The 25,811-nt window shown below is 53.8% G+C and carries 26 protein-coding genes; 23 read left to right on the forward strand and 3 right to left on the reverse strand.

What is annotated here, in order from left to right:
• Window positions 1-22 precede the first annotated feature (22 nt).
• The 10 genes from ABGI61_RS15470 (at window position 23) to rpoS (ending at window position 7,576) form a co-directional block, all read left to right on the forward strand.
• Entirely contained in the window at window positions 23-676 is a 654-nt protein-coding gene (locus tag ABGI61_RS15470) for a hypothetical protein (RefSeq protein ID WP_347602829.1), read from the forward strand.
• Window positions 677-749: 73 nt separating this feature from the next.
• A complete protein-coding gene (gene ftsB, locus ABGI61_RS15475; protein ID WP_347602832.1) occupies window positions 750-1,049 on the forward strand; it encodes a cell division protein FtsB in 300 nt (99 codons plus the stop codon).
• The gene (gene ispD / locus ABGI61_RS15480; RefSeq protein WP_347602835.1) at window positions 1,036-1,731 is read left to right on the forward strand and encodes a 2-C-methyl-D-erythritol 4-phosphate cytidylyltransferase; all 696 of its coding nucleotides are present in this window, start codon (window positions 1,036-1,038) and stop codon (window positions 1,729-1,731) included. The genes ftsB and ispD overlap by 14 nt, the downstream gene beginning before the upstream one ends.
• Window positions 1,728-2,207, forward strand: coding sequence for a 2-C-methyl-D-erythritol 2,4-cyclodiphosphate synthase (gene ispF / locus ABGI61_RS15485; RefSeq protein WP_440590621.1), 480 nt, complete (start codon window positions 1,728-1,730; stop codon window positions 2,205-2,207). The genes ispD and ispF overlap by 4 nt, the downstream gene beginning before the upstream one ends.
• The gene (gene truD / locus ABGI61_RS15490; RefSeq protein ID WP_347602838.1) at window positions 2,204-3,241 is read left to right on the forward strand and encodes a tRNA pseudouridine(13) synthase TruD; all 1,038 of its coding nucleotides are present in this window, start codon (window positions 2,204-2,206) and stop codon (window positions 3,239-3,241) included. The genes ispF and truD overlap by 4 nt, the downstream gene beginning before the upstream one ends.
• A gap of 3 nt (window positions 3,242-3,244) precedes the next feature.
• A complete protein-coding gene (gene surE / locus ABGI61_RS15495; RefSeq protein WP_347602841.1) occupies window positions 3,245-3,997 on the forward strand; it encodes a 5'/3'-nucleotidase SurE in 753 nt (250 codons plus the stop codon).
• Between the two features lies 1 nt (window position 3,998).
• The gene (locus ABGI61_RS15500) at window positions 3,999-4,637 is read left to right on the forward strand and encodes a protein-L-isoaspartate(D-aspartate) O-methyltransferase (RefSeq protein ID WP_347602844.1); all 639 of its coding nucleotides are present in this window, start codon (window positions 3,999-4,001) and stop codon (window positions 4,635-4,637) included.
• Between the two features lie 13 nt (window positions 4,638-4,650).
• Window positions 4,651-5,541: a DUF368 domain-containing protein gene (locus ABGI61_RS15505; RefSeq protein ID WP_347602847.1), complete on the forward strand. Its 891-nt coding sequence runs from the start codon at window positions 4,651-4,653 to the stop codon at window positions 5,539-5,541.
• Between the two features lie 122 nt (window positions 5,542-5,663).
• Window positions 5,664-6,503 (forward strand): peptidoglycan DD-metalloendopeptidase family protein, encoded by an 840-nt coding sequence (locus tag ABGI61_RS15510; RefSeq protein ID WP_347602849.1) that lies wholly within the window; start codon window positions 5,664-5,666, stop codon window positions 6,501-6,503.
• Between the two features lie 83 nt (window positions 6,504-6,586).
• Window positions 6,587-7,576, forward strand: a complete 990-nt coding sequence (rpoS, locus tag ABGI61_RS15515) for an RNA polymerase sigma factor RpoS (protein WP_347602852.1) — start codon at window positions 6,587-6,589, stop codon at window positions 7,574-7,576.
• Window positions 7,577-7,647: 71 nt separating this feature from the next.
• Here the strand turns inward: rpoS and ABGI61_RS15520 are convergent, their stop codons facing one another.
• Genes ABGI61_RS15520 through mutS form a run of 3 tightly spaced genes read right to left on the reverse strand, consistent with a single transcriptional unit; the run spans window position 7,648 to window position 12,090 of the window.
• A complete protein-coding gene (locus tag ABGI61_RS15520) occupies window positions 7,648-8,289 on the reverse strand; it encodes a GntR family transcriptional regulator (protein ID WP_347602855.1) in 642 nt (213 codons plus the stop codon).
• Window positions 8,283-9,470 carry a benzoate/H(+) symporter BenE family transporter gene (locus tag ABGI61_RS15525; RefSeq protein ID WP_347602858.1) on the reverse strand — a complete coding sequence of 396 codons (1,188 nt, stop codon included), beginning with the start codon at window positions 9,468-9,470 and terminating at the stop codon, window positions 8,283-8,285. Before ABGI61_RS15525 ends, ABGI61_RS15520 begins: the two co-directional genes overlap by 7 nt.
• 46 nt (window positions 9,471-9,516) lie before the next feature.
• Entirely contained in the window at window positions 9,517-12,090 is a 2,574-nt protein-coding gene (gene mutS / locus ABGI61_RS15530; RefSeq protein ID WP_347602861.1) for a DNA mismatch repair protein MutS, read from the reverse strand.
• A gap of 32 nt (window positions 12,091-12,122) precedes the next feature.
• Here mutS and ABGI61_RS15535 point away from each other — a divergent pair, with 32 nt between their 5' ends.
• From ABGI61_RS15535 to ABGI61_RS15595, 13 genes are all read left to right on the forward strand, one after another.
• Window positions 12,123-12,623, forward strand: coding sequence for a nicotinamide-nucleotide amidohydrolase family protein (locus ABGI61_RS15535; protein WP_347602864.1), 501 nt, complete (start codon window positions 12,123-12,125; stop codon window positions 12,621-12,623).
• 62 nt (window positions 12,624-12,685) lie between these two features.
• The gene (gene recA / locus ABGI61_RS15540) at window positions 12,686-13,729 is read left to right on the forward strand and encodes a recombinase RecA (protein WP_347602959.1); all 1,044 of its coding nucleotides are present in this window, start codon (window positions 12,686-12,688) and stop codon (window positions 13,727-13,729) included.
• Between the two features lie 230 nt (window positions 13,730-13,959).
• Window positions 13,960-16,503, forward strand: a complete 2,544-nt coding sequence (locus ABGI61_RS15545) for an HzsA-related protein (RefSeq protein ID WP_347602867.1) — start codon at window positions 13,960-13,962, stop codon at window positions 16,501-16,503.
• Window positions 16,504-17,226: an SH3 domain-containing protein gene (locus ABGI61_RS15550; RefSeq protein WP_347602869.1), complete on the forward strand. Its 723-nt coding sequence runs from the start codon at window positions 16,504-16,506 to the stop codon at window positions 17,224-17,226.
• The gene (locus ABGI61_RS15555; RefSeq protein ID WP_347602872.1) at window positions 17,196-17,810 is read left to right on the forward strand and encodes an outer membrane beta-barrel domain-containing protein; all 615 of its coding nucleotides are present in this window, start codon (window positions 17,196-17,198) and stop codon (window positions 17,808-17,810) included. The genes ABGI61_RS15550 and ABGI61_RS15555 overlap by 31 nt, the downstream gene beginning before the upstream one ends.
• A 23-nt stretch (window positions 17,811-17,833) precedes the next feature.
• Window positions 17,834-18,307, forward strand: coding sequence for a TlpA disulfide reductase family protein (locus ABGI61_RS15560; protein ID WP_347602875.1), 474 nt, complete (start codon window positions 17,834-17,836; stop codon window positions 18,305-18,307).
• Window positions 18,273-18,521, forward strand: a complete 249-nt coding sequence (locus ABGI61_RS15565; RefSeq protein WP_347602878.1) for a DUF4266 domain-containing protein — start codon at window positions 18,273-18,275, stop codon at window positions 18,519-18,521. The genes ABGI61_RS15560 and ABGI61_RS15565 overlap by 35 nt, the downstream gene beginning before the upstream one ends.
• Complete coding sequence (locus tag ABGI61_RS15570; RefSeq protein ID WP_347602880.1) at window positions 18,508-19,665, forward strand: DUF3570 domain-containing protein; 1,158 nt, start codon at window positions 18,508-18,510, stop codon at window positions 19,663-19,665. The genes ABGI61_RS15565 and ABGI61_RS15570 overlap by 14 nt, the downstream gene beginning before the upstream one ends.
• 12 nt (window positions 19,666-19,677) lie before the next feature.
• Complete coding sequence (locus tag ABGI61_RS15575) at window positions 19,678-20,184, forward strand: AraC family transcriptional regulator (RefSeq protein ID WP_347602883.1); 507 nt, start codon at window positions 19,678-19,680, stop codon at window positions 20,182-20,184.
• Window positions 20,169-22,034: a hypothetical protein gene (locus ABGI61_RS15580; RefSeq protein ID WP_347602886.1), complete on the forward strand. Its 1,866-nt coding sequence runs from the start codon at window positions 20,169-20,171 to the stop codon at window positions 22,032-22,034. The genes ABGI61_RS15575 and ABGI61_RS15580 overlap by 16 nt, the downstream gene beginning before the upstream one ends.
• The gene (locus ABGI61_RS15585; protein ID WP_347602889.1) at window positions 22,031-24,868 is read left to right on the forward strand and encodes a tetratricopeptide repeat protein; all 2,838 of its coding nucleotides are present in this window, start codon (window positions 22,031-22,033) and stop codon (window positions 24,866-24,868) included. The genes ABGI61_RS15580 and ABGI61_RS15585 overlap by 4 nt, the downstream gene beginning before the upstream one ends.
• Window positions 24,855-25,517 (forward strand): tetratricopeptide repeat protein, encoded by a 663-nt coding sequence (locus ABGI61_RS15590; RefSeq protein WP_347602892.1) that lies wholly within the window; start codon window positions 24,855-24,857, stop codon window positions 25,515-25,517. The genes ABGI61_RS15585 and ABGI61_RS15590 overlap by 14 nt, the downstream gene beginning before the upstream one ends.
• Window positions 25,507-25,800, forward strand: coding sequence for a hypothetical protein (locus ABGI61_RS15595; protein WP_347602895.1), 294 nt, complete (start codon window positions 25,507-25,509; stop codon window positions 25,798-25,800). Before ABGI61_RS15590 ends, ABGI61_RS15595 begins: the two co-directional genes overlap by 11 nt.
• The last annotated feature ends 11 nt before the right edge of the window (window positions 25,801-25,811 follow it).

The following is a 25,811-nucleotide window of genomic DNA, read 5'->3' on the forward strand; positions in this document are numbered from 1 at the left end:
CCGGATTGGCTAACATCTGGCCATGATCGATGCTGGCGCAACCCAACCGCATTTCTGGCAGGTGTCCAGAGAAAACCAGACTTATACTGAGCTGTGTAACGCTTTGTATGAGCGAGAACTGCTGCGCCTGTCACAGCTTAGCACCGAGCAACTGCTGCGCTTGCCCAACCGGCTGGCCAGTTTGCCGTTTTATATTCGCCGTGCTGCCAGCAATATCTTGCAGCAGCAAACCGAGCTGCAATTAGACAGCCAGAACGCGTCCTGGTATGCCAAACAGGCGGCTACGTGCCCGGCACGCAAGCAGCAGGCAGACCCCATAGACGCGTTCTACCGCAAATATGCCAAGCCCGGTTTAATAGTGCCGGTGTATATAACACAGCTGACGCACGAGCAAATCGTGCTCGACAGCGTTGATGAAGTAGACAGCCAAGGTATGCGTCTGCACTGTAACGAGCATGGCTGGTTTAGCTTTGGCGGTACACCGCTGGAAAGCGGTAACAGCGATAAATTTTTGCTCAAACCGGCCAAAGCCATTATTACCGCAGCCTGTTGTGGCCATCAGTGGTTAAATGGTGACAAAAAGCCACCGCGTTTACTTAGCCTGCGTGAGTTGTTATTGGCCAGTCGCATTAACTGGCACAATTTTGCCAAGCCGTTGCCGGCCTTGTTAAGCTGATGTGCGGTTTCGGGCTTTGCAATCGCCGTCTCAGGCTTCATAATAGCCCCATCCTGTCAACTGAAGCTGTGTTATGCGCTTACTTACTGCCCTGTTACTGATTTTACTGGCACTGCTGCAATACCGGCTGTGGTTTGGTCAGCACAGTATTGCCGACTATTTTCGCCAGCAAGAAGAGCTGCGCAGCCAGCAGGCCAGTAATTTGGAGCTGGAAAAGCGTAACCGCGTGCTGCGCGCCGATGTTAAAGATTTACAACAAGGCCTGGAGGCGATTGAAGAGCGCGCCCGCAATGAGCTAGGGCTTATTCGCCAGGACGAAGTGTTTTTCCGTGTATTTAGCCAAGGCGCCGGGGGCAGTGATGCAAAACCCTGAGTGGCCGGCGATTGCCGCTGTTATGCCGGCGGCAGGTATTGGCAGCCGTATGCAGGCTGCGCTGCCAAAGCAGTATCTGCAGTTGCATGGTAAAACCCTGCTTGAGCACAGTGTCGACCGCTTGCGTGCCGTGCCGGCCGTCTCGGCCATTTGGCTGGCACTGGCAGCCGATGATCCCTATTTTGCCGATACGCCGCTGGCAGACAGCGATATTCAGCGTGTGAAAGGTGGCGCCGAAAGAATGCACTCGGTGTTAAATGCGCTGCAGTTTGTTGACGAGCATCATTACCCCTGGGTATTAGTGCATGACGCTGCCCGCCCTTTGGTGCGCGCCGACGACATTGAAAAGCTCATCGCACAGTGTTTAGCGGCCAATGAGGGCGGCATTTTAGCCTGCCGGGTGCGCGATACCATGAAGCGTGGTGAGCTCTGTGTGGCCGAAACTGTTAGCCGCGAGCATTTATGGCATGCCCTGACACCGCAGTTTTTCCCCACCGCCATGTTAAGAGCAGCGCTGAAAGATGCCATTCAGGCCGGTGTCGCGGTTACCGATGAAGCTTCCGCCATGGAGTGGGCCGGGCACAAGGTGTTGCTGGTCGAGGGACGCAGCGACAATATCAAAATTACTCAGCCGGCCGATTTAGCGCTGGCCGCATTTTATCTGGAGCAGTTAGCACAATGACAATGCGCATTGGTCATGGCTTTGATGTCCATGCCTTCGGTGGCGAAGGCCCAATTACGCTGGGCGGTGTAAAAATTGCCTGTGAACAGGGTTTAGTGGCGCACTCTGATGGCGATGTGCTGCTACATGCCTTAGCCGATGCGCTACTGGGTGCTTTGGCACTGGGCGATATTGGCCATCATTTTCCTGATACCGACGCTGCATTTAAAGGCATAGACAGCCGTATTTTGCTGCGTAAAGTATTCAGCGACGTTAAAGCACGCGGTTTTGCCATTGGTAATGTCGACATGACCATTATGGCGCAGGCACCGAAAATGGCGCCGCATATTCTGGCAATGCGCCAATGTATCGCTGCGGATTTAGCCTGTGATATCAGCCAGGTCAATGTAAAAGCCACTACCACCGAAAAGCTGGGTTTTGTTGGCCGTAAAGAGGGTATCGCAGCTGAAGCTGTGGTACTGCTGGTTGGCGCATGAGTGTCGCGCCATTAGCCTATTTGTATGCCAAGCCGGAGGCCACCGCCTTACTGCGTCAGCAGCCCGATGATTTTATTGTTGAAGAGCAGCTGAATTTTACCCCCAGCGGCAGTGGCGAGCATGTGCTGCTGTATATCGAGAAAACCGGCCAGAACACGCAATTCGTTGCCAAACAACTGGCGGAACTCACCGGTTTGCGTACCCGTGATATTAGTTATGCCGGCCTAAAAGACCGCCATGCCGTGACCCGCCAGTGGTTTTGTTTTAAATGGCCAATTAAAGCGGAGCTGAATACCGCGCACTGGGTGTTGCCTGGCTGTCAGATCCTGCAGCTACAGCGCCACTACCGCAAACTGCGCTTAGGCGCGCTGAAAGCCAACCGGTTTCAAATCAGGCTGCGTCAGGTGTCTGATACCCAAAGTGTGGTTAAGCGTATTGAGCAGGTAAGCCAGGGCGTGCCGAATTATTATGGTGAGCAGCGCTTTGGCATCAACGGCGGCAACCTTGAACTGGCGCGTCAGCTGTTTGCCGGGCAGGGCATTAGCGATCGGAAACTGCGTGGTCTGGCGTTATCGGCCGCGCGCTCTTTTGTATTTAACCAGCAGGTCGCAAGCCGCATTGAGGCCGGTAGCTTTAACAGCGTAATAAATGGCGATGTGTTGCAGTTAAATGGTTCTGGCTCAGTATTTAAAGTACCAGAGGCTGATCCCGCTTTGCAGCAGCGGCTGAACGAACGAGATGTGCACCCAACAGCCTGTTTGCCGGGCCTGGGCGAGCCTATGGTAAGCGCCGACGCCCTGGCATTTGAGCAACAGGTACTGGCGCAGCATTCGGCGCTGGTACAAGGGCTGATTGACTACCGATTAAGCGCAGAGCGTCGTGCTATCAGGCTGCTTCCGCAGCAACTGACGGCCAGTGTGCATGGCAGTGATATTGTACTGAGCTTTGCTTTGCCCTCAGGTTGCTTTGCCACCAGTGTACTGCGCGAGTTAGTGCAGTACCGCGATTGCAGCAAAACGCAGGATCTGGAGTAACAAATGCGAATTCTTTTAAGTAACGATGATGGAGTGCATGCCAAAGGCATACAGGTGCTGCAACAAGCGCTAAGCCAGATTGCTGAGGTAACCACGGTCGGGCCGGACCGCAATTGCAGCGGTGCCAGTAATTCACTGACACTGATTAACCCACTACGGGTGCAACAGCTGGACAACGGTTTTATGGCGGTAAACGGCACCCCGACCGATTGTGTGCATCTGGCGATCAGTCAGCTGCTGAATTTCACCCCGGATCTGGTAGTGGCCGGTATTAACCACGGGGCTAACTTAGGCGATGACGTGCTGTACTCGGGCACCGTGGCTGCGGCAACCGAAGGCCGCCATCTGGGGTTGCCGGCGCTGGCAGTGTCGTTGGCCGGGCGCGATGAAACGCATTTTACTACCGCCGCCTATGTTACGGTGCAGGTGATTAAAAAGCTGAAATCGCACCCGCTACCGGCCGATCAGATCCTGAATATTAATGTACCCGCCGTGCCGATTGAGCAGTTAAAGGGCATACAGGTGACCCGGCTGGGCCGGCGGCACAAAGCTGAAACCATGACCAGCGCGACCGATCCCTGGGGGCGTAACATCTACTGGTATGGCTCGTTGGGGCCAGAGCTGGATGCCGGTGAGGGCACCGACTTTTACGCCATTGCCAATGGCTATGCGTCTATTACACCACTGCAAATTGATATGACGGCCTATAAAAGTATGGACAGACTACAAAACTGGTTAGAGGGGATCCGGCTGTAACATGGCAGTAGCAACATCACGCAGCGCCGCGGTATTGGCGCAAAAGCTTCAAAGCGAAGGCATTAAACAGCAGCAGGTATTAGCCGCTATCGCCAATACCCCCAGACACCTGTTTGTCGAAGCGGTGCTGGCGCATAAAGCCTATGAAAATACCGCCCTGCCAATCGGCCAGGGCCAAACCATTTCTCAGCCTTACATCGTGGCGCGTATGACCGAGTTGCTATTACAAGATAAAGCGCCGGGCAAGTTGCTGGAAATTGGTACCGGCTCAGGCTATCAAACGGCGATACTGGCGCGGCTGTTTCCACATGTTTGCACGGTAGAGCGGATTAAAGCGCTACAGTTTCAGGCAAAAAGACGGTTGCAGCAGCTGGATTTACACAATGTGTCGATGAAGCATGGTGATGGTTGGCAAGGCTGGCCCAGTAAAGCACCGTTTGACAGTATTATTGTTACCGCCGCGCCCACTGAAGTGCCGGTAGCCTTGCTGCAGCAACTCAGTGATGGTGGCCGGCTGGTGATCCCGGTAGGCGCGCAGGAGCAGGTGCTTCGGGTGTACCAGCGTAGCGGCGATGACATTAGCTCGCAGGACATTGAAGCGGTGCGTTTTGTACCGCTGGTGCCGGGTAGTTTGGCCTAACGCTGGAGTCGCAATGCAGTATCTACAATGGATTATCAAAGGGCTGGCCATGGGCGCAGCTGATGTGGTGCCGGGCGTATCCGGTGGCACCCTGGCGTTTATTTTAGGCATTTATGAGCGCTTACTGGCGGCCATCAGCCGGTGTGATATACAGGCGCTGCGGCTTTTGGGCCGCGGCCGCCTGCAGGCATTCTGGCAGCATATTGATGGTACTTTTTTGCTGTGTTTGTTTGGCGGTATCCTGGCCAGTATCTTTTCGCTGGCCGGGCTTATCAGTTATTTCCTTCAATATAGACCCATTCCTCTGTGGGCGTTATTTTGTGCCTTAATTGTGACTGCCTTGCCTCATTTATGCCGCACGTTGCGCTGGACTCTCTGGCGTCTGATATTGTGTGCCCTGGGCATTGTATTCGCCGTCTTGGTGGGCATGCTGACCCCGCGTGAGCTGGAGCCGCAGGCCTGGATGTTTTTTGTTGCTGGCGCTATCGCCATTTGCGCCATGATTTTGCCCGGTATTTCCGGTAGCTTTATTCTGCTGATGTCCGGCATGTATGCGCCAGTGCTGCTGGCAGTGACACAGCTGCAAGTTGGCGTGTTGTTATTGTTTATGCTGGGCTGTATTGTCGGCTTGCTGAGCTTTTCGCGCTTACTTAACTGGCTGTTAGCGCATTACCATGATGCCAGCCTGGCGCTACTGATTGGCGTTGTAATAGGCGCTTTGTATCGTATCTGGCCATGGCAGAGCGAACAGCAATGGTATTTGCCCTGGCAGTATGCTGCTGAGGTGGCGCCGGCAGATGGCGTAGCAGCGTTTGCCAGCGCTGTGCTTGGCATGGTAATAATGTTGCTGTTACTGAATATGGAAAAGTGGCTTAAAACCCGTACCCCTGCAAGCGGGCAATAGCAGGTGGGTTAAAGCTTAGGCCCAGCGCCGTTGCGCTGGAAAAGGAGTGCGTTATCCGTTGCGTTGTTAATCTGATAACTGGCTGGTACAAGAACGCTGCCTGGTTTTGCTATGGTAAGGGTGTGTTATTAGCCGTGTTATTAGTGCTAACGGGCTGCTCATCGCGCACTGCGCCGGCACCGGTAACAACACTTGAGCTGAGAGAAAATTTTTATCAGGAACGTAATCGCGGCAGTTTAAGTGGCAGCAGTTACACCGTACAACGTGGCGATACCCTGTATTCAATCGCCTTTCGTGCCGGCAAAGACGTGCGGCAACTGGCCAGCATTAATGGCATTGCCAACCCTTACACTATTTACCCTGGCCAGCGTTTAAAATTATCCAGCCCGGCGGCAAAGACCAATAGCAAAACCAAACCGGCCATCGCCAAAACAACACCGACCAAAAATACAAATAAGAATAGTTCAAGCCAAGCAAAATCAAATAGTTCGGTAAAACCGGCTAAACCTGTTGCGCCAAAAAATCAAACGGGTTATGTTCAGACAACAGCAAAAAAGCCAGAAAAAACCGCGAATCCTACCTTAAACAGGGACTTGGTGCAATGGCAGTGGCCGGTAAAAGGTAAAATTATTTCCGGCTTTTCCAGCCAGCAACATGGCAATAAAGGCATCGATATTGCCGGAAGAGAAGGCGGCAGGGTTAATGCGGCGGCAAGTGGGCAGGTAGTCTATGCCGGTAACGCCTTACGCGGTTACGGTAATCTGATTATCATAAAACATAACGATGATTACCTTAGTGCCTATGCCCACAACCGTAAATTACTGGTGAAAGAGAAGCAAATGGTAACAGCCGGTCAGCAGATCGCCGAATTGGGCAGTACTGATGCGACAGATCCCCGTTTACATTTTGAGATCCGTTTTCGTGGCAGTTCAGTAAACCCATTGAAGTATTTGCCAAAATAATAAGATCGACAACAAGTAATATCAGGAATGGATGCGATAGCGCTTGCAAAGCCCCAACACCCTGTAGACGTGGGAGAAAGGATATGGGACAAAAAAGTGACGATGAAGTATTAGAATTTAAAGAAGATGAGTTGTCAGAAGACGCTCTGCTGGAAGATGACATAGAGCCGGATGCGGCGGCACTGGCCAGTGAAGAAAGCAGTTCTGATGATATCTTCACCCGCGACGACAGCCAGAAAACCATGGATGCGACGCAGATTTATCTTGGCGAAATTGGCTTTTCGCCGCTATTGTCTGCTGAAGAGGAAGTGTATTTTTCCCGTCTGGCGTTAAAAGGCGACCAGGCGGCGCGTAAGCGTATGATTGAAAGCAACCTGCGCTTAGTGGTTAAAATTGCCCGCCGTTATATTAACCGTGGTCTGGCCCTGCTGGACTTGATTGAAGAAGGTAACCTCGGTCTTATTCGCGCGGTGGAAAAGTTCGACCCGGAACGTGGTTTTCGTTTTTCGACCTATGCGACCTGGTGGATCCGTCAAACCATTGAACGGGCCATTATGAACCAAACCCGCACCATTCGGCTGCCCATTCATGTCGTTAAAGAGCTGAACATCTACCTGCGCGCCGCGCGGGAGTTGTCGCAAAAGCTTGATCATGAGCCCACACCGGAAGAAATAGCGTCCGCACTGGACCGGCCGGTCGATGAAGTGCGCAAAATGCTTAAGCTTAATGAAAAAATCACCTCGGTTGACACACCGGTGGCCGGTGCTTCAGAGAAACAATTGCTGGACGTGATTGCCGATGAAAAAGAGCTGGGGCCGGAAACTGAGCTGCAAGACGAAGACATTCGACAGCATCTGGTGGTGTGGTTGAACGAGCTTAACCCCAAGCAGCGTGAAGTATTAGCCCGCCGCTTTGGCTTATTGGGTTATGAGCCCTCAACGCTGGAAGATGTTGGCCATGAAATTGGTTTAACCCGCGAGCGGGTGCGGCAAATTCAGGTAGAAGCGTTGCGGCGGCTTAGAGAAATTGTCACCCATCAGGGGCTGAATATCGAAACCCTGTTTCAGGAATAGCGAAGTGTTTCAGGAATAGCGCAGTGACGGCTTAAACCACCATATTCATTTGCACGAACAAAAAGGCGCTCTCAGGCGCCTTTTATGTTTTTCAGATACTGGACTAGCAGGCTACTTGCCTTGCTGATATGTTCGGTCAGCACGTCGCAGGCCGCCGTTGTGTTGCCACTGCGTAACAGCGCAACCAGCTGCTGATGTTCCAACGCACTGGTATCGGTGTAGGCCAGGGCCTGCTCCTGATAGCCCAGATAGCGCGACACCTGTTGGTGTAATAAATCCAGTAAACGCAGTAAATGCGGCTTACCGCAGCTTTGATACAGCAGGCGGTGAAATTGCCAGTTTAACTCGCCGCGCTGATAAGCGGGTAAAGCCATTTGCGACGCTAATTGTTTAAGCAGATCTTCCGCCTGACCCAGCTGGCTAAAGCTAAGTGCCGGCGCAGCTAACTTCAGGGCTAACGGCTCCAGTTGCAGGCGCAGCAAACACAGCTCTTCGGCTTCCGCTGCACTAAAACCGGCCACCTGCATCCCGGCTTTGCCGTGGGCGCTTAGCCAGCCTTCGCTCATCAGTTGCTGCTGCACATCGCGCACCACGATACGACTTACCGCATAATGCGCTGCCAGCTGTTGCTGCGTCAGCACCTGCTCCGGCGCCCAGTGTTGCAGCTGAATATCCTGCTTTAACAGCTGATAAAGCTGCTGTTTTTTTAGCATGCTTTACTCCGGCGCAGGCCATTAACGATCAGCATAGTAAATACGCCGCCAAGCAGGCCCCAGAATGCAGCCGCTATGCCATAGAAACTGACACCACTGGCAGTAATCAGCAGGGTAACGACAGCGGCTTCACGGTACTCGCCATCGCTGCTTGCTACTGCCAGATTAGCGCCTATGGTGCCAAGCAGCGCCAGCCCTGCCAGGGCGGCAATCATCTCTTTGGGAAATGCAGCAAATAGCGCCACCACAGTCGCGCCCGCCAGACCCGCCAGCAGGTAAAATATGCCGGCTGCGATACCGGCGATATAGCGCTTGCTTTGCTGTGGGTGGGCTTCTGACCCGGTGCAGATAGCCGCTGTAATCGCGGCTAAGTTAATAGAAAAGGCGCCCCAGGGCGCAAGCAGAAGGGTGGCCAGCGCTGTGCTGCTAATAAGTGGCGACACCGGCGTTTGATAACCGCTGGTGCGGATAACGGCCACACCGGGGATATTTTGTGACGCCATGGTGACCAGCAGCAGCGGCAGACCCACCCCTAACAGGGCACTGACAGACCAGTGCGGTGTGACCCACACCGGCGTGGTCAAGGTGAGCGTTATAGCGCCGTAGTGAAATTGCCCTTGTAGGACGACACAGACCAGACCGGTAACTAACACCCATAAAATGGCGTAACGGGGTGATAGCCGTTTCGCCAGCAAGTAACTGAGGCACATTATGCCAACCAATACCGTCTGGCTTTGCAAAGAGCTAAAGATACTCAGGCCAAACTGCAGCAGAATGCCGGCCAGCATGGCACTGGCCAGTGGTAGTGGGAGCAGCCGGGTGAGTTTATCAAACCAGCCACTTAGACCAATAACCACGCCCAGGGCGGCAGTAAAAATAAACACGCCAACCGCTTCGTTGATGGTTAACCCTTGCAGACTGGTGGCGAGCAGGGCAGCACCCGGCGTAGACCAGGCGGTGATAATAGGGGCTTTATAGTACCACGACAGGCCGATGCAAGTGGCTGCCATACCAATACCCAGCGCCAGCAACCAGGAAGCCATTATATCCTGACTGGCGCCTGCTGCACTGGCTGCTTGCAGCACTATCGCTACCGAACTGGCAAAGCCCACCAACACGGCGACAAAGCCGGCGACAATGGCCGACAGACTCAGATCTTTGACTCGCATAGCAACACTCAACGATAAAAAGTATACCTAATTTAAAATGTATACATTTTATGTCAAGTTATAACTGCTGTTTTAACTGGTACAACAGATCCAATGCCTGACGGGCACTAAGATCATCCGGATTAAGCATACGTAGCTTTTCCAACACAGGGTGCTCAGCCGGCAGCAGTTCAAGCTGGGGCTGTACTGCCGTGGCACTGGGGCCCGGGGTGTCGTTATGACTATGCTGCTCCAATAGGCTAAGTTTATGCCGTGCGCGCTGAATGACCGCTTTAGGCACCCCCGCTAGCTGCGCTACCTGTAAGCCAAAACTTTTACTGGCCGCGCCTTCCTGTACATGGTGCATAAACACAATATCATCACCGTGCTCTACCGCGTCTAAGTGCACATTAGCCAGACCGGGTAGCTGGCTTGCCAGCTCGGTGAGCTCAAAATAATGGGTGGCAAACAGGGTTAGGGCTTTGATCTGGCTGGCTAAGTAATCGGCACAGGCCCAGGCTAAACTTAAGCCATCGTAGGTGCTGGTACCGCGGCCAATTTCGTCCATCAGCACCAGGCTGTGCTCGGTGGCATGATGCAAAATGGTGGCGGTTTCGGTCATCTCGACCATAAAGGTCGAGCGGCCAGAGGCTAAATCATCCGAGGCGCCAATGCGGGTGAAAATACGATCGACCGGGCCAATTTCAGCACTGGCGGCTGGCACAAAGCAGCCAATATAAGCCATTAACACAATAAGTGCGGTTTGGCGCATATAGGTTGATTTACCGCCCATATTCGGCCCGGTAATCATCAGCATACGCCGGCTGTTGTTGAGCGTTAGCGGGTTGGCAATAAAAGGCTCGGTTAATACCTGTTCTACCACCGGGTGGCGCGCCTGCTCCAGCTTAATGCCGGTTTGACTGACCAGTGTCGGCCGGCAATAACGCAAGCTGTCGGCCCGCTCGCTAAAGCAGCACAACACGTCCAGCTCAGCCAGTGCCTGCGCCAACTGCTGCAGCGCGGCCAAATAGGGTGCAGTTAACTCAAACAGCTGCTCATATAATTGTTTTTCCAGTGCTAAGGCTTTGCTTTGGCTGCCCAGTACCTTGTCTTCGTACTCTTTTAACTCGGGAATAATATAACGCTCGTTATTTTTCAGCGTCTGGCGGCGCACATAGTCTGCCGGCACCTTGGTATCAGCACTTCGGCCGGTTTCAATGTAATAGCCATGAATTTTATTGAACCCCACCTTTAACGAGGCAATACCGGTGCGCTCGCGTTCGCGCAGCTCCAGTTGCTGCAAATAATCTGTGGCACCGCTGGCCAATGCACGCCATTGATCCAGTTCAGCGTTGTAGCCCGGCGCAATGACACCGCCATCACGAATAAGCACCGGCGGTGTTTCAACAATCGCCCGCTGCAACAGCTGTTGTAAGTCGGGCAGCGGCTGACTGTGCTGACAGATCTGCTGCAGTAAGCGGCTTTGCTGTGGCTGTAATAACGGCGCCAACTCTGGCAGCTGGCTTAAAGCCTGGCGCAGCCTGGCAAAATCGCGCGGCCTGGCACTGCGCAATGCTAAACGGGCGACCACCCGCTCAATATCGCCAATCTGTTTCAGCAGTGGTTGCAGTTCATCATACTGCGGTTGTAATTCGGCTACCGCGTCTAAACGGGCATTTACCTGGGCTTGCTGGCGAAGTGGCGCGTGGATCCAGCGCTTTAACAGGCGCGAGCCCATCGCAGTCTGGCTGCGATCGAGCACAGCAGCCAGTGTATGTTCATAGTTACCTGCCAGGTTTTGCGTCAGCTCCAGGTTACGCCGGGTCGCGGCATCCAGCACGATATTGTCTTGGCTGCGCTCCAGTGCGATGGCGCGGATATGCGGTAGCGCCGCGCGTTGGGTGTCTTTCACATACTGCATCACGCAGCCGGCAGCCATCAGTGCCACGGGGGCATCCTCTACGCCAAAGCTGAGCAAGTCTTTGGTGGCAAACTGCTGACACAATAAACGCTTGGCACTGGCCAGTTCAAATTCCCATTCTGGCCGACGCCGCGCACCTTTGCGTTTTTCTACCAGGTAACTGTCGCTGAAATCTTCCGGGTACAACAGCTCAGCCGGGTTTAACCGCTGCAGCAAGGCGGCTAAGTCGTCGCTGTTATCCACCTGGTTTAATAAAAACCGGCCGCTGGTTAAATCCAGCTGCGCCAAACCATACTGGCCGCGTTGCTGATAGATAGCACATAGCAGGTTGTCTTGGCGCTCATTGAGCAGGGCTTCATCGGTTACCGTGCCCGGCGTGACAATGCGCACCACTTTGCGCTCAACCGGGCCTTTGCTGGTCGCCGGATCGCCAATTTGCTCGCAAATGGCGACCGACTCGCCTAATTGCACCAGCCGTGCCAGATAGCCTTCCACTGCATGATAGGGCACGCCCGCCATCGGGATCGGCGTGCCGGCACTTTGGCCGCGCTTGGTCAGGGAGATATCCAACAGCGCTGCGGCGCGTTTTGCATCGTCGTAAAACAGCTCATAAAAATCACCCATACGGTAAAACAGTAAAATGTCCGGGTGCTGGGCTTTTAAGCCCAGGTATTGCTGCATCATCGGGGTATGTGCGCTTAAGGCTTGCTCCGTTTTCATCTCTGACGGCATAATGACGTTGTGTATTCCCTGTTGGATAAGCTATGACGGTCGCAGCAGACAGCCTGCAGCTGGCGACAGATTTAGGCCAGCTATTATTACGGAAAAAGTACAGTATCACCACTGCTGAATCCTGCACCGGTGGCGGCATTGCTTATAGTTTAACCGCAGTACCCGGCAGCTCAGCGTATGTCGATCGTGGTTTTATTACCTACAGCAACAAAGCCAAGCAGCAGTTACTGGCGGTGCGCAGTGCCACCTTATTGCAATACGGCGCCGTAAGCGAGCAAACAGTGTGCGAGATGGCGCAGGGCGCGGCCACTGCAGCCGGTGCCAATATGGCGATTGCTGTTTCCGGCATCGCCGGGCCAGACGGTGGCTCGGCCTATAAGCCGGTGGGGACTGTTTGCTTTGGTTTTTATCTTAACGGCCAGTTAGTCAGCAGCCAGCTGGTATTTGCCGGTGATCGCGCCGCCGTGCGAGAGCAAGCCATTCATTACGCGCTGAAACAGAGTATTGCGCTGTTGACAGCAGAAGCAAACTAGACTACTGTACGAGCATACAGTGTTAATTGTCCGGTGACGCCGGCGCAACCATGGATATAAAAATGGACGACAATAAACAAAAAGCTCTCGCTGCCGCCTTAGGCCAGATTGAACGTCAGTTTGGTAAAGGCTCGATTATGCGCCTTGGCGACAGCACCGCCCTGGATATCGAAGCCGTATCGACCGGTTCACTGGGGCTGGACATTGCCCTTGGCATTGGCGGTTTACCTTACGGCCGTATTGTTGAAATTTATGGCCCAGAGTCTTCCGGTAAAACCACCTTAACGCTGCAGGTGATTGCTGAAGCACAGCGCTCTGGCAAAACCTGTGCTTTTATCGACGCTGAGCACGCGCTAGACCCGGTATATGCGAAAAAACTGGGTGTCGATGTGGATGCACTCTTGGTATCACAACCCGACACCGGTGAGCAGGCATTAGAAATTTGTGACATGTTGGTACGCTCAGCAGCGGTAGACGTGGTCATTGTTGACTCGGTAGCGGCGTTAACGCCCAAAGCCGAAATTGAAGGCGACATGGGCGACAGCCACATGGGCTTACAGGCACGCTTAATGTCGCAGGCGCTGCGTAAGTTAACTGCTAATATCAAGCGCTCTAACACCTTATGTATTTTCATCAACCAGATCCGCATGAAGATTGGTGTGATGTTCGGTAACCCGGAAACCACCACCGGTGGTAATGCGCTGAAGTTCTATGCATCGGTGCGCTTAGACATCCGCCGTATTGGCTCGGTGAAAGAAGGCGATGAAATTACCGGTAACGAAACCCGCGTTAAAGTGGTGAAAAACAAAGTTGCACCGCCGTTTAAACAAGCTGAGTTTATTATTCAGTACGGCGCCGGCATTAATAAGTTAGGCGAGCTGATTGATTTAGGTGTAGCACAAGGTCTGGTGGATAAAGCCGGTGCCTGGTATGCCTATCAGGGCAATAAAATTGGCCAGGGTAAAGCCAATGCAATGAAGTTTTTGCAAGATAACCCGGCCGTGGCAGATGAAATTGAGAAAGAGTTGCGTGCCCGCCTGTTGCTTAAACCGGGTGAAAAACCGATAGAGCAAGCCATTCCTGAGGCATTTGAAGCCGACTTATAACAGCTGTTCATCTAAGGTTAATAAAGCCAGCTTATGCTGGCTTTTTTTGTAATAAATTTTATCTTGCTGTGTTGTTAAACCAGCGATAAGCTGTGTGCAAGTTCAGTTAACATGCTGCACCATCCTGCCATCGCAGTAAAAGCAAGCTGGTATGAAAAATGATAATAATAACAAGGGCATGCTTTGTTGTAGTCTGTCTGTATCTGCTGGGCTGTAAAGCCGACATCAGTGTGCAACAAGAACCTGTTGACCCTGTGGTGCAGGAAATTGCGCTGGCCTTTGTTGAGCGTCCGCTGCTAATTAACGACGATGAACCTTTCCAGCCAGCATTATTTGACCCCAGTGCCTTTAATCCCGGTGCGCGCCTGCTGCTAAAGCAAAATGCGTTTGCCGATTCACCCGAGCGTGATTTAACCAGTGCGTTATTCGCTGACGATGCGTTATACGATGTAAAAGATCTGGTGGCATCACCGGATGGTAAAACACTGGTTTTTGCACTGCGCGCGCCAGAGCTTGAAAATGTGCCAGATGAGCTACAGCCGAAGTGGGACCTGTGGCGATATGATGTGGCAACTACCCGTTTGAGCCCGCTTATTGCAGACTCGCAGCAAGCACAGCGCGGTCATGATGTCAGCCCGGCATTTTTAGCCGATGGCCGCATTATTTTTAGCTCTACCCGCCAGCTGAAATCCCGGCAAATTCTACTGGATGAATTTAAACCTCAGTACACTGCGTTAGACGAGGATTTAAATGCCCCTGCCTTTAACTTACATGTGATCAATGCCGACGGTACTGGCCTTGAGCAATTAACCTTTAACTTAAGCCACGATCTGTATCCGACACTGCTGCCAGATGGTCACATTATCTATAGTCGCTGGGATAATCAAAGCGACCGTAACATGCTGAACTGGTATCAAATGCGCCCGGATGGTAGTGAAAACCAGTTGATCTATGGCTGGCATTCGCATGATAGCGGTGCCGAGCAAAGCCGGGTGGAGTTTGGCAAGGCTATTGTCTTAGACGATGGCAGCGTATCGCTGGCACTGACTAGCGTTGATGCGCCTTATTACAATAGCTGGCCGCAACGTGTTGCTATTGATATTGCCAGTGACAATAGCCAGCCGCTGGCAGGGCAGACCCTGGTTGAACCGGCGCAAACGCCATTGTTTCCCTGGGCTTTTGATAATACCGGCCGCACTGAGCGTGCCGGTGCGATTAACAGCTATATTCCATTGAAAGACAGCAGCGGCCGCTACCTGGTGAGTTGGTCACCCTGCCGGCTGGTCGTGGAAGAGCAAGTGCTCAGCTGTGCACAGGTGGAAGACAGCAGTGAGCTCGAGCTGGCGCAGCCGCTTTACGGCTTGTGGCTGTTTGATACGCAAAAGCAAACTCAGGTGCCGGTAAGGCCGGGGCAGGAAGGGTTTTTGGTCAGCGAGCCGGTGGTGCTGCAGGCGTATGATGAGGGTGCTTTTTTACCGCCTAATCCAACACTGGATACCAGCCTGATTGACGAAAACGCTGCCATTTTGCATATCCGTAGCGTGTATGATTTTGCCGGCAGCAGCAGTGTTGACCTTGCCAGCCTGGCGGACCCCATGCAGAACAGCGCCAGCGACAGACCTGTCAGATATTTACGTTTGGTACGCGGTGTGCCCTTACCCCCTGAAGAGGTGTTAGACACACCGAATTTTGCTTTTGGCGTAAGCCGGCGCCAATTAATGCGCGAAATTCTCGGTACTGTCGCGGTAGAGCCTGACGGTTCTGTGCTGGTGAAAGTGCCGGCCGATGTGCCGTTTAATTTAGCGCTGTTAAATGCCCAGGGCCAGGCGGTATCACCGCTGCACCAGCAATGGATAAGTTTACGGCCGGGTGAAACCCGAAGTTGTAATGGCTGCCATACCGCAGACAGCACAGCGCCCCATGGTCGGGTAGAAGGGGCTGGCGAGGCGGACGCTGCCAATGCCGGCGCCAGTGCTGCAGCGCCTTTTGCCAATGCTAATCCTGAATTGATTGCTCTGCCGGGGGAAACCATGGCGCAAACCGCAGCGCGCATTAATGGTGTGCAAGAGCTTGATGAGGCGCTGCGCTACTTTGATATCTGGACCGACCCGGCCCGGCGCGCGCCGGATACAGCGGAGCAAGTCAGTTATCAGGACTTAACGACAGAGCAGCCGGTAGGTGTGGCCTGCTTTGAACAGTGGCTGGCCAGTTGCCGGCTGCGCATTGACTACCCGACACATATCCAGCCGTTGTGGAGTCTTGACAGACGCAGCTTTGATAGCCAAAGCAATGAGCTGATCGCCGATAACACCTGTGTCAGCTGCCACAGCCGCACCGATGCCGATGGCAATGCCCGGGTACCGGTAGCGCAGCTGGAGCTTGATGCTGAACCCTCAGATCTGGAAGCTGAACACTACCGCAGTTACCGCGAGTTGTTAAGTAATGACAACGAGCAAGAGTTGGTTGGTGGTGTCTTGGTCGACCGTTTAGTGCAGGCCACAGACGCGGACGGTAACCTGCTGTTTGTCACCGACGAAGATGGCAATCTGGTATTGGATGATAATGGCAATCCAATCCCGCTGATGGTCACCGTGACGGTAAACGCCAGTATGCGCGCGGGCAGTGCCCTACAAAGTACGGCGTTTTTCAGCCGCTTTGGCCAGGGCGGCAGCCATCAGGGCTATCTGACCGCAGCAGAACTCAAACTGCTGGCGGACTGGTTAGATATTGGTGCCCAGTATTACAACTCACCTTTTGCTGTACCGGAGCAATAGATGCGTAGTGTCATTTTAGCGCTGTTGATGTTGCTCAGTGCGCCGCTACTGGCAGAGCCGTTACAGGTCACGGTGCAGACCGATTTTGTCAATTTACATTCTGGCCCCGGTCGTGGTTATCCGATAGTGCAGGTGGCGATAAAGCAAGAACGGCTCACCTTATTAAGCCGGCGGCATGATTGGGTGCAGGTTGAATTTAAACAACAGCGTTACTGGCTGGCGCGCAGCGATCTGGTCGCGCTGCAAAACGAGGACGGTGCGCGGTTTAGCGTCAGCGATGAGCAGCTTGACGCTTACCAGCAGCGACAGTTTGAAGCTGGCGTGGCGTTCGGTGATTTTAACGGCAGCAGTTACTATCAGCTGTCGGTGTCTTACCTGTTTAGCCAGTTTGTGCAGGCTGAGCTGGCACTGGGCCAGGCTAATGGTCAGCAGGCGGATAACCTATCGGCAGAGCTGAGTATTTACCTAAACCCTATGCCACACTGGCGCTTATCACCTTATTTTGGCATTGGCGGCGGTGTGCTGCGCACTACACCGCGCACTGTGCTGGTACAAACGCCTGATCGCAACAATACCCTGGCCAGCAGTGAACTGGGCCTGCGTTATTATATCAGCCGCAACTTTATTGCCCGTGCCGGCTACCGGCGCAGTGTGATCGTCACCGACCGTAACGACAACGAAGAGATTGATACATGGAAACTTGGCTTCAGCGTATTTTTTTAGTGCTGTGTTTGGCGCCCGTTTGGGCCAGCGCACAAGAAGTCACACCGGATATCCCGCGTAGTGACATCAGTGAAGACCTGTTGGATAGCGAAAACTGGCTGCTGGGTGTGCGTGCAGGTGTACTGAGTATTGAAGACTTTGGCAGCAGTGCACTGGGCGCAGTACAGCTGAGTTACCAGATTAACGAAGATTTTTATCTCAGTGCCGAGTATGCCTTTGCTAAAGCTGGCCTGACTTCATTTGAAGAATTAAGCGGCGCTGCACCGCTGTTAACCGATGAGCAGCGCAAATGGCAATATTACGGTGCGCATGTTGGTTACATGCTGTTGCCGGGCGAAGTTTTTTTAACCCGTGACTTTGCCCTAAATAGTGGTTTGGCGGTGTTTGCCGGCGGCGGTAATGTCGATTTTGCCGGTGATAAAGTGTTTGCGCTGCACCTGGGCAGCCAGTTCAGGTTGTATGCCACCGACTGGCTGGCCGTAGATCTGACGTTTAGTGATTATATTTTTGAAACCACCATTTTGGCGCGCAGCAAAACGACGCATAACTTAAGTTTGTCGCTTGGGCTGGCACTGTATTTTTAGCGGTAAAGAGAAGGTAATAACGCATGACATTTCGCATCATAACAGTATTGCTGGCAGCGCTGGCTCTGCCACTACAGGCGGCGCAGGCGCCCGATTTTACCCTCAAGGCTTTAGATGGCAACAATCTGCGTCTGGCTGAACAGCGTGGAGACATTATGCTGATCAACTTCTGGGCCAGCTGGTGTGGGCCTTGTATTCAGGAAATGCCGGCACTGGATAAACTGGCGCAAAAATATCAGATGCTGGGTGTGCAGGTCTGGGGCGTGAATGTGGAAAACGACAGTAAAGCAGCGCTGGCTTATCTCAATAAAGTGCCGGTTGGTTTTCCGGTGCTGTTTGATGTGGATAACAGCGTGTCTAAAGCGTTTCAGGTAGAGGCGATGCCAACGACCGTTATTGTTGACAAGAACGGTGCCGTGCGCAGCGTGCATCGCGGCTATCAGCCGGGCTATGAGAAAAAATATGAAAACGATATTAAAGGCTTACTGCGTGAATAAGCGGGTGCTGAGTTTGGTGCCTGTTTTACTGCTTAGCGGCTGTGCCAGCATAGAGCCCTGGGTAAAACCCTATGAGCGCGACAAACTGGCCGACCCTATCATGGCGTTTGGCCGTCACCCGGTGGCATTGCAGCATATTGTGCACGTACAGGACTCCCGCGAGGCGGCTAAAGGGGCGAATGGCAGTGGCGGAGGCGGCTGTGGTTGTAACTAAGGGGCGTGGTGCGATAAAGACGCTTGGCGTAATTATCGTGTTAATGCTGCTAAGCCCGCTGCTGCAGGCTGCGGTATTACCACAGGACAGAGCCGACGTGATGTATCACGGATACCAGGGCGGCGGTGTCTCTATAGATGGCCCGGCGCTGATGCTGCGTAAAAAGGTCGGCCAGACGGTGTCACTGTCCGGTTACTACTACATTGATACGGTGTCAGGCGCCTCGATTGATGTACAAGCAACCGCCTCGGCGTATACCGAAACCCGGCATGAAAAACGCGTTGGCGTCGATTATCTGACAGGCAACAGCATCCTTAGCTTGAATTATGCGCAAAGCGATGAAGATGATTACAACGCCAAATCAATGTCCTTTGCTATCGCCCATGACACCTTTGGCGGCATGACTACGCTAAGCCTGGAAGCCGGCTTTGGTGATGATACGGTGGGCCGTAACGGTGACGAGAGCTTCACGGCCGACGTCAAGCGCTACAACTACAAACTGGGCTGGACACAGGTGCTGAGCAGCAGCTGGATAGCAGCGCTGAATATGCAGGTCGATTTAGACGAAGGCTTTTTAAATAACCCTTATCGCAGTGTGCGTTATCGCGACAATACTGCCCCGCTGGGCTACAGCTACCAGAGTGAAGTCTACCCCGACACCCGTAATGCGCTGGCCATCTCGCTGGTGAATAAAGTGTATTTGCCTTATCGCGCGGCGCTGAGTTTAAACCTCAGACATTATCAGGACAGCTGGGATATTCGCGCACTGGACGCCGAGCTTGAATATGTGCACCCGCTGACAGCCGACTGGACACTGGAAGCCAAGCTACGCTGGTATGCACAGGGGCAGGCCGAGTTTTACCGCGATTTGTTCGATTTTGCCAATCAGCAAAACTTTATGGCGCGTGATAAAGAGCTCAGTGAATTTAGCAATATCACCCTGGGGCTGGGAGCCAGTTATGCGCTGCCGCTGTGGTCGTTCTGGCCCGGCGCTAAGCCCGAGCTGAATGTACAGTGGGATCATATCCGTTTTAGCTATAAGAATTTTCGTAATGTCACGATAACCGACGCGCAGCCTGGGCTGGAGCCGTTATACCGGTTAGACGCTAATGTGGTGCGGGCCTTTTTCAGCCTTTATTTTTAACAGGATAACCAGATGAAAGTGTTAATGTGTTTTGCCTTGTTGTTTGCCAGTCTGCTGGCCCGCGCCGAGCCGCCGGTAGCCACCGAGCTTGAGCAGCTAAAGCAGCAGGTTATCCAGTTAAACCGCGAATTATTCCTACTGGAAGAAGAACTACTGTTTCCACCGCAAACCCAGCTGGCGGTGTTTGTTTCGGCCGATGCCGGCCAGTTTTTCCAGCTAGACAGTGTGCAGCTGCTGTTAAACGACACGCCGGTTGAGTCGCATTTGTATACGGCGCAGCAGTGGGATGCGATAAAGCGCGGCGCTATACAGCCACTGTACAAAGGCAATATTAAAGCCGGCGAGCATAGCCTGACCGCGGTCTTTGTTGGTAAAGGGCCGGATAACCGTGATTATCGCCGTGCGGTAAGCCATACATTTACCAAAACGGAAGACGCGGTGCTGCTGGAGCTGCAGATCAATGATCGCAGTAGTGATTATCAACCTGATTTTGTCGTTAAGCCATGGTCCAACGACTAAGCCGCACCCTGTTGCTGACGCTGCTACTGCCATCCTCACTGCTGGCAGCGGTACCCGTTATACCGGATAACTGGCATTACCGTCAGGCCGCCTGGGCGTTTTATTTGCAACAGCCCGCGCAGGCGTTGGAAACCTTGCAGCTGGCAAAAGTGCAAGACCCACGCACGGCGCTGCTGGAAGCCGGTTTGTACCTGCAACTGGGCATGCCACAGCACGCCGCCGATATTTTACAGCGCTTGTTAAACCAAGACGACGTTGGCGACAATGCCTTACCGCGCGCGCTGCGTAATGTGGCGTTATTGCAGTTTGCCCGTTACCAGCTGGAGCTGGGTAATAAAGCACTGGCGCAGCAATACCTGGCGCAGGTGCAAATAGGCACCGATGGGCAGTGGCTCGGTGAGCAGCAGTTATTAAGCCAGTTAGTTTCCTGGCCCGACATCAATCTGCCTGAAGCGCCGCCTATTGCCGCGTTAGCGGGTTACAGTGAGATGCCTTATATCGTCAGCAATCAGGCATTGGCACTGGCGCGGGCAGGCCAGTCAGAAGTGGCGCTTAACTGGCTTAAGCAATTAGAGCAACAGCTTAGCGTACCAGAGCAAAAGAGCTTTTGGGCGCTGCTGTTTAGTGGGCAATGGCGGTTATTGGGCGCACCAACAGGTTTTATTTACCCCACCGAAGAAAAGGCTGCACTGGGCGATTACATTACCTTGCTCAAAGCACAGTTGCATATTGACCGACAAGAGCTGGCAGATGCTGAAGCCCTACTGGCAAGTTTTCCGCTAGACAGCGTGCTAAGTGACACAGCGCTGGGTTTGTACAGCCATATTCTGACCGAGCAGCGTCATATTCCCACCTTGCTGGCCGTGCTGCAGCAGCAAATTAAGCAGCAGCCATTTAGTTTAACCGCCTGGCAAGGCGCCACCCGCCTGGGCGAGCAACTTGAGCGGCAAGCTGATTTTTCTGGCGCGCTAGCCGCTTACCAGTGGGCCGAGCAGTATTATCAGCAGCAAGGTAACTTAGTTAACCAACAAGCCAGGCCGTTACAGGTTAGCCAGTTACAACAGGGCTTGTCAGACTGGCAACAGTTACAGCTTACCGAAAACAATGACTTATACCGGCTTAGCCAGGACATCTTAACCGTTGAGCAGCAACTGGCGGCGGCGCCGCAGCGCCAGCAACGTTTACAGCGGCTTACCCAGGTGGTGCAGTTCAAACTAGACCAGCAGCAACAATTGCTCAGTAGCCGCTTACCTCAGCTGTCAGGCGATGCGGCGATACTTACCCAGCGCTTTGATAACTTGCGACAGCACATCGCCGATGCTGAACAGCAACCCTTAGCGCTTAGCCTGACCGACGGCGAGACGTATCAGCAGCTGCGCCGTTTAGAGCAGGCAGAGCAGCGCTTTGCCAGCATTAACAGCACGCTGCAAAGTGACAATGACTATGCCGGGCGCCTGGCGCGGCTGCGGGGCTTATTGCACTGGCAATACAGTGACACTAGTGCCCAGGGGCGCTATCAGCGTCGTGAGCAGTTAGAGGCAATAAAAACAGCTTTGCTCGCGGCAGAGCAGCAACTGGCCCAGCTGGCAGCACAGGGCAGCAGCACCGAAAGGTTAAAAGCCCAGCAGCAACGGCTGGTGGAGTTAAGCGCGTCGCAGCAGCAACTTAATCTGGCACTGCTTAGCCAGCAGCAACAGTTACTGGCACGGTTAAATCAGCAATTACAGCAGCAGCGCAGTGCGCAATTGGCGCAGTTAACTGAATTACAACGCCATAATAAGCAGGCAATGGCACGCATGATGGAGCGGCTGTTGCCCGCCGCACTGACACAAGCTGGGGTGGGCCGATGAGCGTATTTCAGCTGCGTCAGCCAGGGTTGTTAGTCTCGCTTGGCCTGTGCAGTGCGCTGCTGGCTGGCTGTGCCAGCGAGCAGCGTCTGGTCGCGCGGCCGGGACTGGCCGATTTACCGGCCTTTGATCAAAGCATTTTGCAAGACGCTCCTGCGGTGAGTGAGCAGCAACTGGATAAGCTGTATCAGCAAATACTGGCGTTAGCGCCGGCTGAAACAACCCGGCAGAAAATTTTATACCGGCTATCGCAGTTGCACACTGCCCGGTTGGATCGTCAGGAACTGCCGGCAGCAGAGGAGCAAGACGCGTTAAGGCAGTTGGTACAGGGCTATCAGCAGTTACTTAACGATTATCCGCAGGATCCGAATAATGAGCTTATCCGTTATCAGCTGGCACGTAGCTACGATTTACTCGGTGAGCAGCAGGCTTGTCTTGATCAGCTAACAATACTGCTACAGCAATACCCTGATTCAGCTTTCGCCGCCGAGGCCTGGTTTCGGCTGGCCGATATTTATTACAGCCGTGCTGACTATGAGCAGGCGCTGCAGGGCTATCTGGCCGTGCTGCAAACCAGTGATGAGAGTTTGCAGACACAAGCACGCTACATGGCAGGCTGGAGCTACTTTAAACAGCAGCAGTTTGAGCGCGCCGATGAGCAGTTTTTACAGCTGTTAGACAGCTTGTACAGCGATGCTATTGTGCCTGCAGACGACAGCCGTCAGAGCATGCAACAGGAAGTGCTGCGCACCTTAAGCATTTCGCTCAGTTATCAGCAGCAGGCTGAAAGCTTAACGGGACTGATCGACAGAGTCAGTTTTAAAGGTAACCAGCGACCCCTGGCCATGGTGGCGCAGCTTTATCAGGCATTGGCAGATTTTCTGCTGGAGAAACAACTGGCGGCGGCTGCGCTGGCAAGCTATGCCGCCTTTGTTGAACACTACCCAGGCTCAGTGCTTTCCGCGCGGATGCAGCTGAATATCATCAACTACCATTTGTCAGACGCTAACGCCAGTGCGGCATTGGCGGCGCAGCAGCAGTATGTCAGCTTGTTTGGCCCGGCAGCTGGCTTTTGGCAGCAGGCTGACAGCACGGCACTTAGCGAAGTGCAGCCTTATTTGCTGCAATATCTGGATTATTTTGCCCGCAGTGGTTATGCCAAAGCGCAGTCGTTACCACAGCCAGAGCGAGCGAAAGCCTATGCCGCTGTAGTGCCGCTATGGCAGCAAATGCTGCAGGTGCTCGAAGAGCCCCGTCTTCAGGGCGCTGCGGCAGCGAACAGTTATCAAGCTGATGATCTGCGCTATTTACTGGCCGAGTCGCACTTTGGTGCCGAGCAGTGGCAAGCGGCATTAACGCTGTACACTGAGCTGGGTTATGCCCAGCAGCTTAACGCTAGCCTGTTCAGTGCCCCCGATGCCGCCTATAAAGCCTTGTTACTTAGCGAACAGCTGGCACAGAGTGCAGCAGCCAGTGAGCTGGAAATACAGCAATGGCAGCGCCAGCAAAACGACTTTGTCCGCTACCACAGTGCGCATCCCGCCGCGCAGCAGGTCGCCTTGCAACAGGTGCAGCAAGCCTATCAGGCAAAAGACTACCAGGCGGTGCTCGCGCTGAGCAGCGTGGTAGCGCAGTGGCCAACGCCAAGCACGCCGGCTTTAGTGGCCGAGGCGCAGTTTTTACACAGTCAAAGTGAGCTGGCTCTGGCGCAATACAGCGCTGCTGAGCAAAGCATCAGTGCCTTATTACAAGGCAGCCTGAGCGCGGCGCGCCGCCAGCTGTTAACCGAACAACTTGCGTCCAGTATTTATCAGCAGGCCCAGCTGCCAGCGCAAAGCCCTGAGCAAATCTTAAACCATTTGCAGCGCCTGCAAAGCGCGCTGCCAGACTCGGCTTATCATCAGGCGGCTGCTTTTGAGCAAATAACCTTGCTGCGCCAGCAAGGCCAGCATCAGGACGCTATCATAGCGCTTAAACAGTTTATTCAGCGTTACCCGCAAAGCGAGCGGCTGTTAAGCGCCCGCGCTATGCTGCTCGATAGCTACGAGCAGGCAGAGCAGTGGCAAGCCGCAGCGGATGAGCTGAGCTATCTGGCAGCCAATAGCACTGCACCAGAGCAGCAGCGCGAAGCCTTGTACCTGGCGGCGCAGTATTATCAGCGCGCCGGTGCGCAGCAGCAGGCCCTGAACAGCTGGCGCAGTTATGCCAACCGTTACCCGCAGCCGCATCTGCTGGCACAGGAAGCCCGGGCTCAGTTAGTGGCGCTGTATCAACAGCAGCAGGACCTGTACCGGCAAAATTTCTGGCGGGAAAAAATTGCCAGTTTTGAGCAGCAGTATGCCGGCGACGGTAATAGCCGCAGCCAGCAACTGGCGGCGCAGGCGCTGTTAGAGCTGGGCCGGCACAACAGTATGCTGTTCCGCGGTGTGGCACTAAGCCACCCGCTGAGTAAAAGCCTGAAGACCAAACAGCAACATATGAGTACGGCCATTAAGCAATACCAGCAAAGTATGCAGTTTGGTGTGGCAGAGCTGGTCAGTGAAGCGCAGTTCCAGGTGGCAGAGCTTTATCAGCAAATGGCCAAAGCCATTTTAGCGTCAGATCGGCCCAAGGGGCTGGACGAACTGGCACTGGAAGAATATGAGCTCTTGCTGGAGGAGCAGGCTTACCCGTTTGAAGAGCAGGCCATTGCCATTTATCAGCAAAACACCCGGCTGACGCAGCAGCAATTATGGGATAGCTGGATAGCGCAGAGTTTCGAGCGCCTGGCGCAGTTATTGCCGGCAAAATTTGATAAACCAGAAGCCTATAGCGGAGCTGCCGATGCGGCCTATTAATCGCAGTTTCATCCTGTATCCGGCGCTGTTGTTGGCGATGTTGCTGACAGCCTGTAGCCAGACAGCACCAGTGGCACCTACTGCAGTTGACGCGGTGGCTAATGAGGAGCTAGCCGCTGAGGGCGCCAGTTTGCCGACCCAGCAGGCAGCCGTTGTACCGAGCTTAACCGATGACGAGCAGGCGCAATTTGCCTCCGCTGCGGCGCTGCTGCGCCAGGGCGACTTTGCCGGTGCAACCGGGGCGTTTCAGCGATTGCAGCAGCAACTGCCTGCGGCACCCGGTGTGGCTTATAACCTGGCATTAAGCCAGTGGCGCGCCGGTGACGTTGACAGCGCCGAGCAGACCTTAACCACGCAGCCAGCCTTACAGCTGCATGCGCCGGCACTAAATTTGGCCGGTGTGCTAGCACGTCAGCAGGGCCGTTTTGCTGTGGCTGAGCAGTATTTCAGCGCAGCACTTAAAGCGGATAGCCAGTATGCACCGGCCCATAAAAACCTGGCGTTTTTATACGAGCTGTATTTAGGCCAGTTATTACAGGCGCGTTATCACTATCAGCAGTATCAAGCCTTAAGCGAGGATCCGGCCGTGGCCGGCTGGCTGGCACTGCTGGAGCAACAATTAGCGCAGGAGCAAACCGATGCACGCTAAATTCTGGCTGTTACTGCTGGTTGCCAGCACGGCAGCGGCACAGCAAACTGCCGAAGTACAAATTGACAGCACCATCAGTGGTAATCAGGAGCAGCCGAAAACGATTTACGTTCTGCCCTGGCAAAGCCCGGTGGGTGAAATTCGCATTGCCGCTGAGCCTTTACCAGCGCAAAAAATAACCTTGTCGCCGCTCGATCGGCCGCAATTTTTACGCTTTATCGCGCTAAAACAAGACAGCAACAGCGCGACAACATCAACAGCAGTTAACGAAAAACAGCAATAAGAGGACAGGTT

The sequence above is a fragment of the Rheinheimera fenheensis genome, assembly GCF_039871805.1.
Taxonomy (GTDB): domain Bacteria; phylum Pseudomonadota; class Gammaproteobacteria; order Enterobacterales; family Alteromonadaceae; genus Alishewanella; species Alishewanella fenheensis.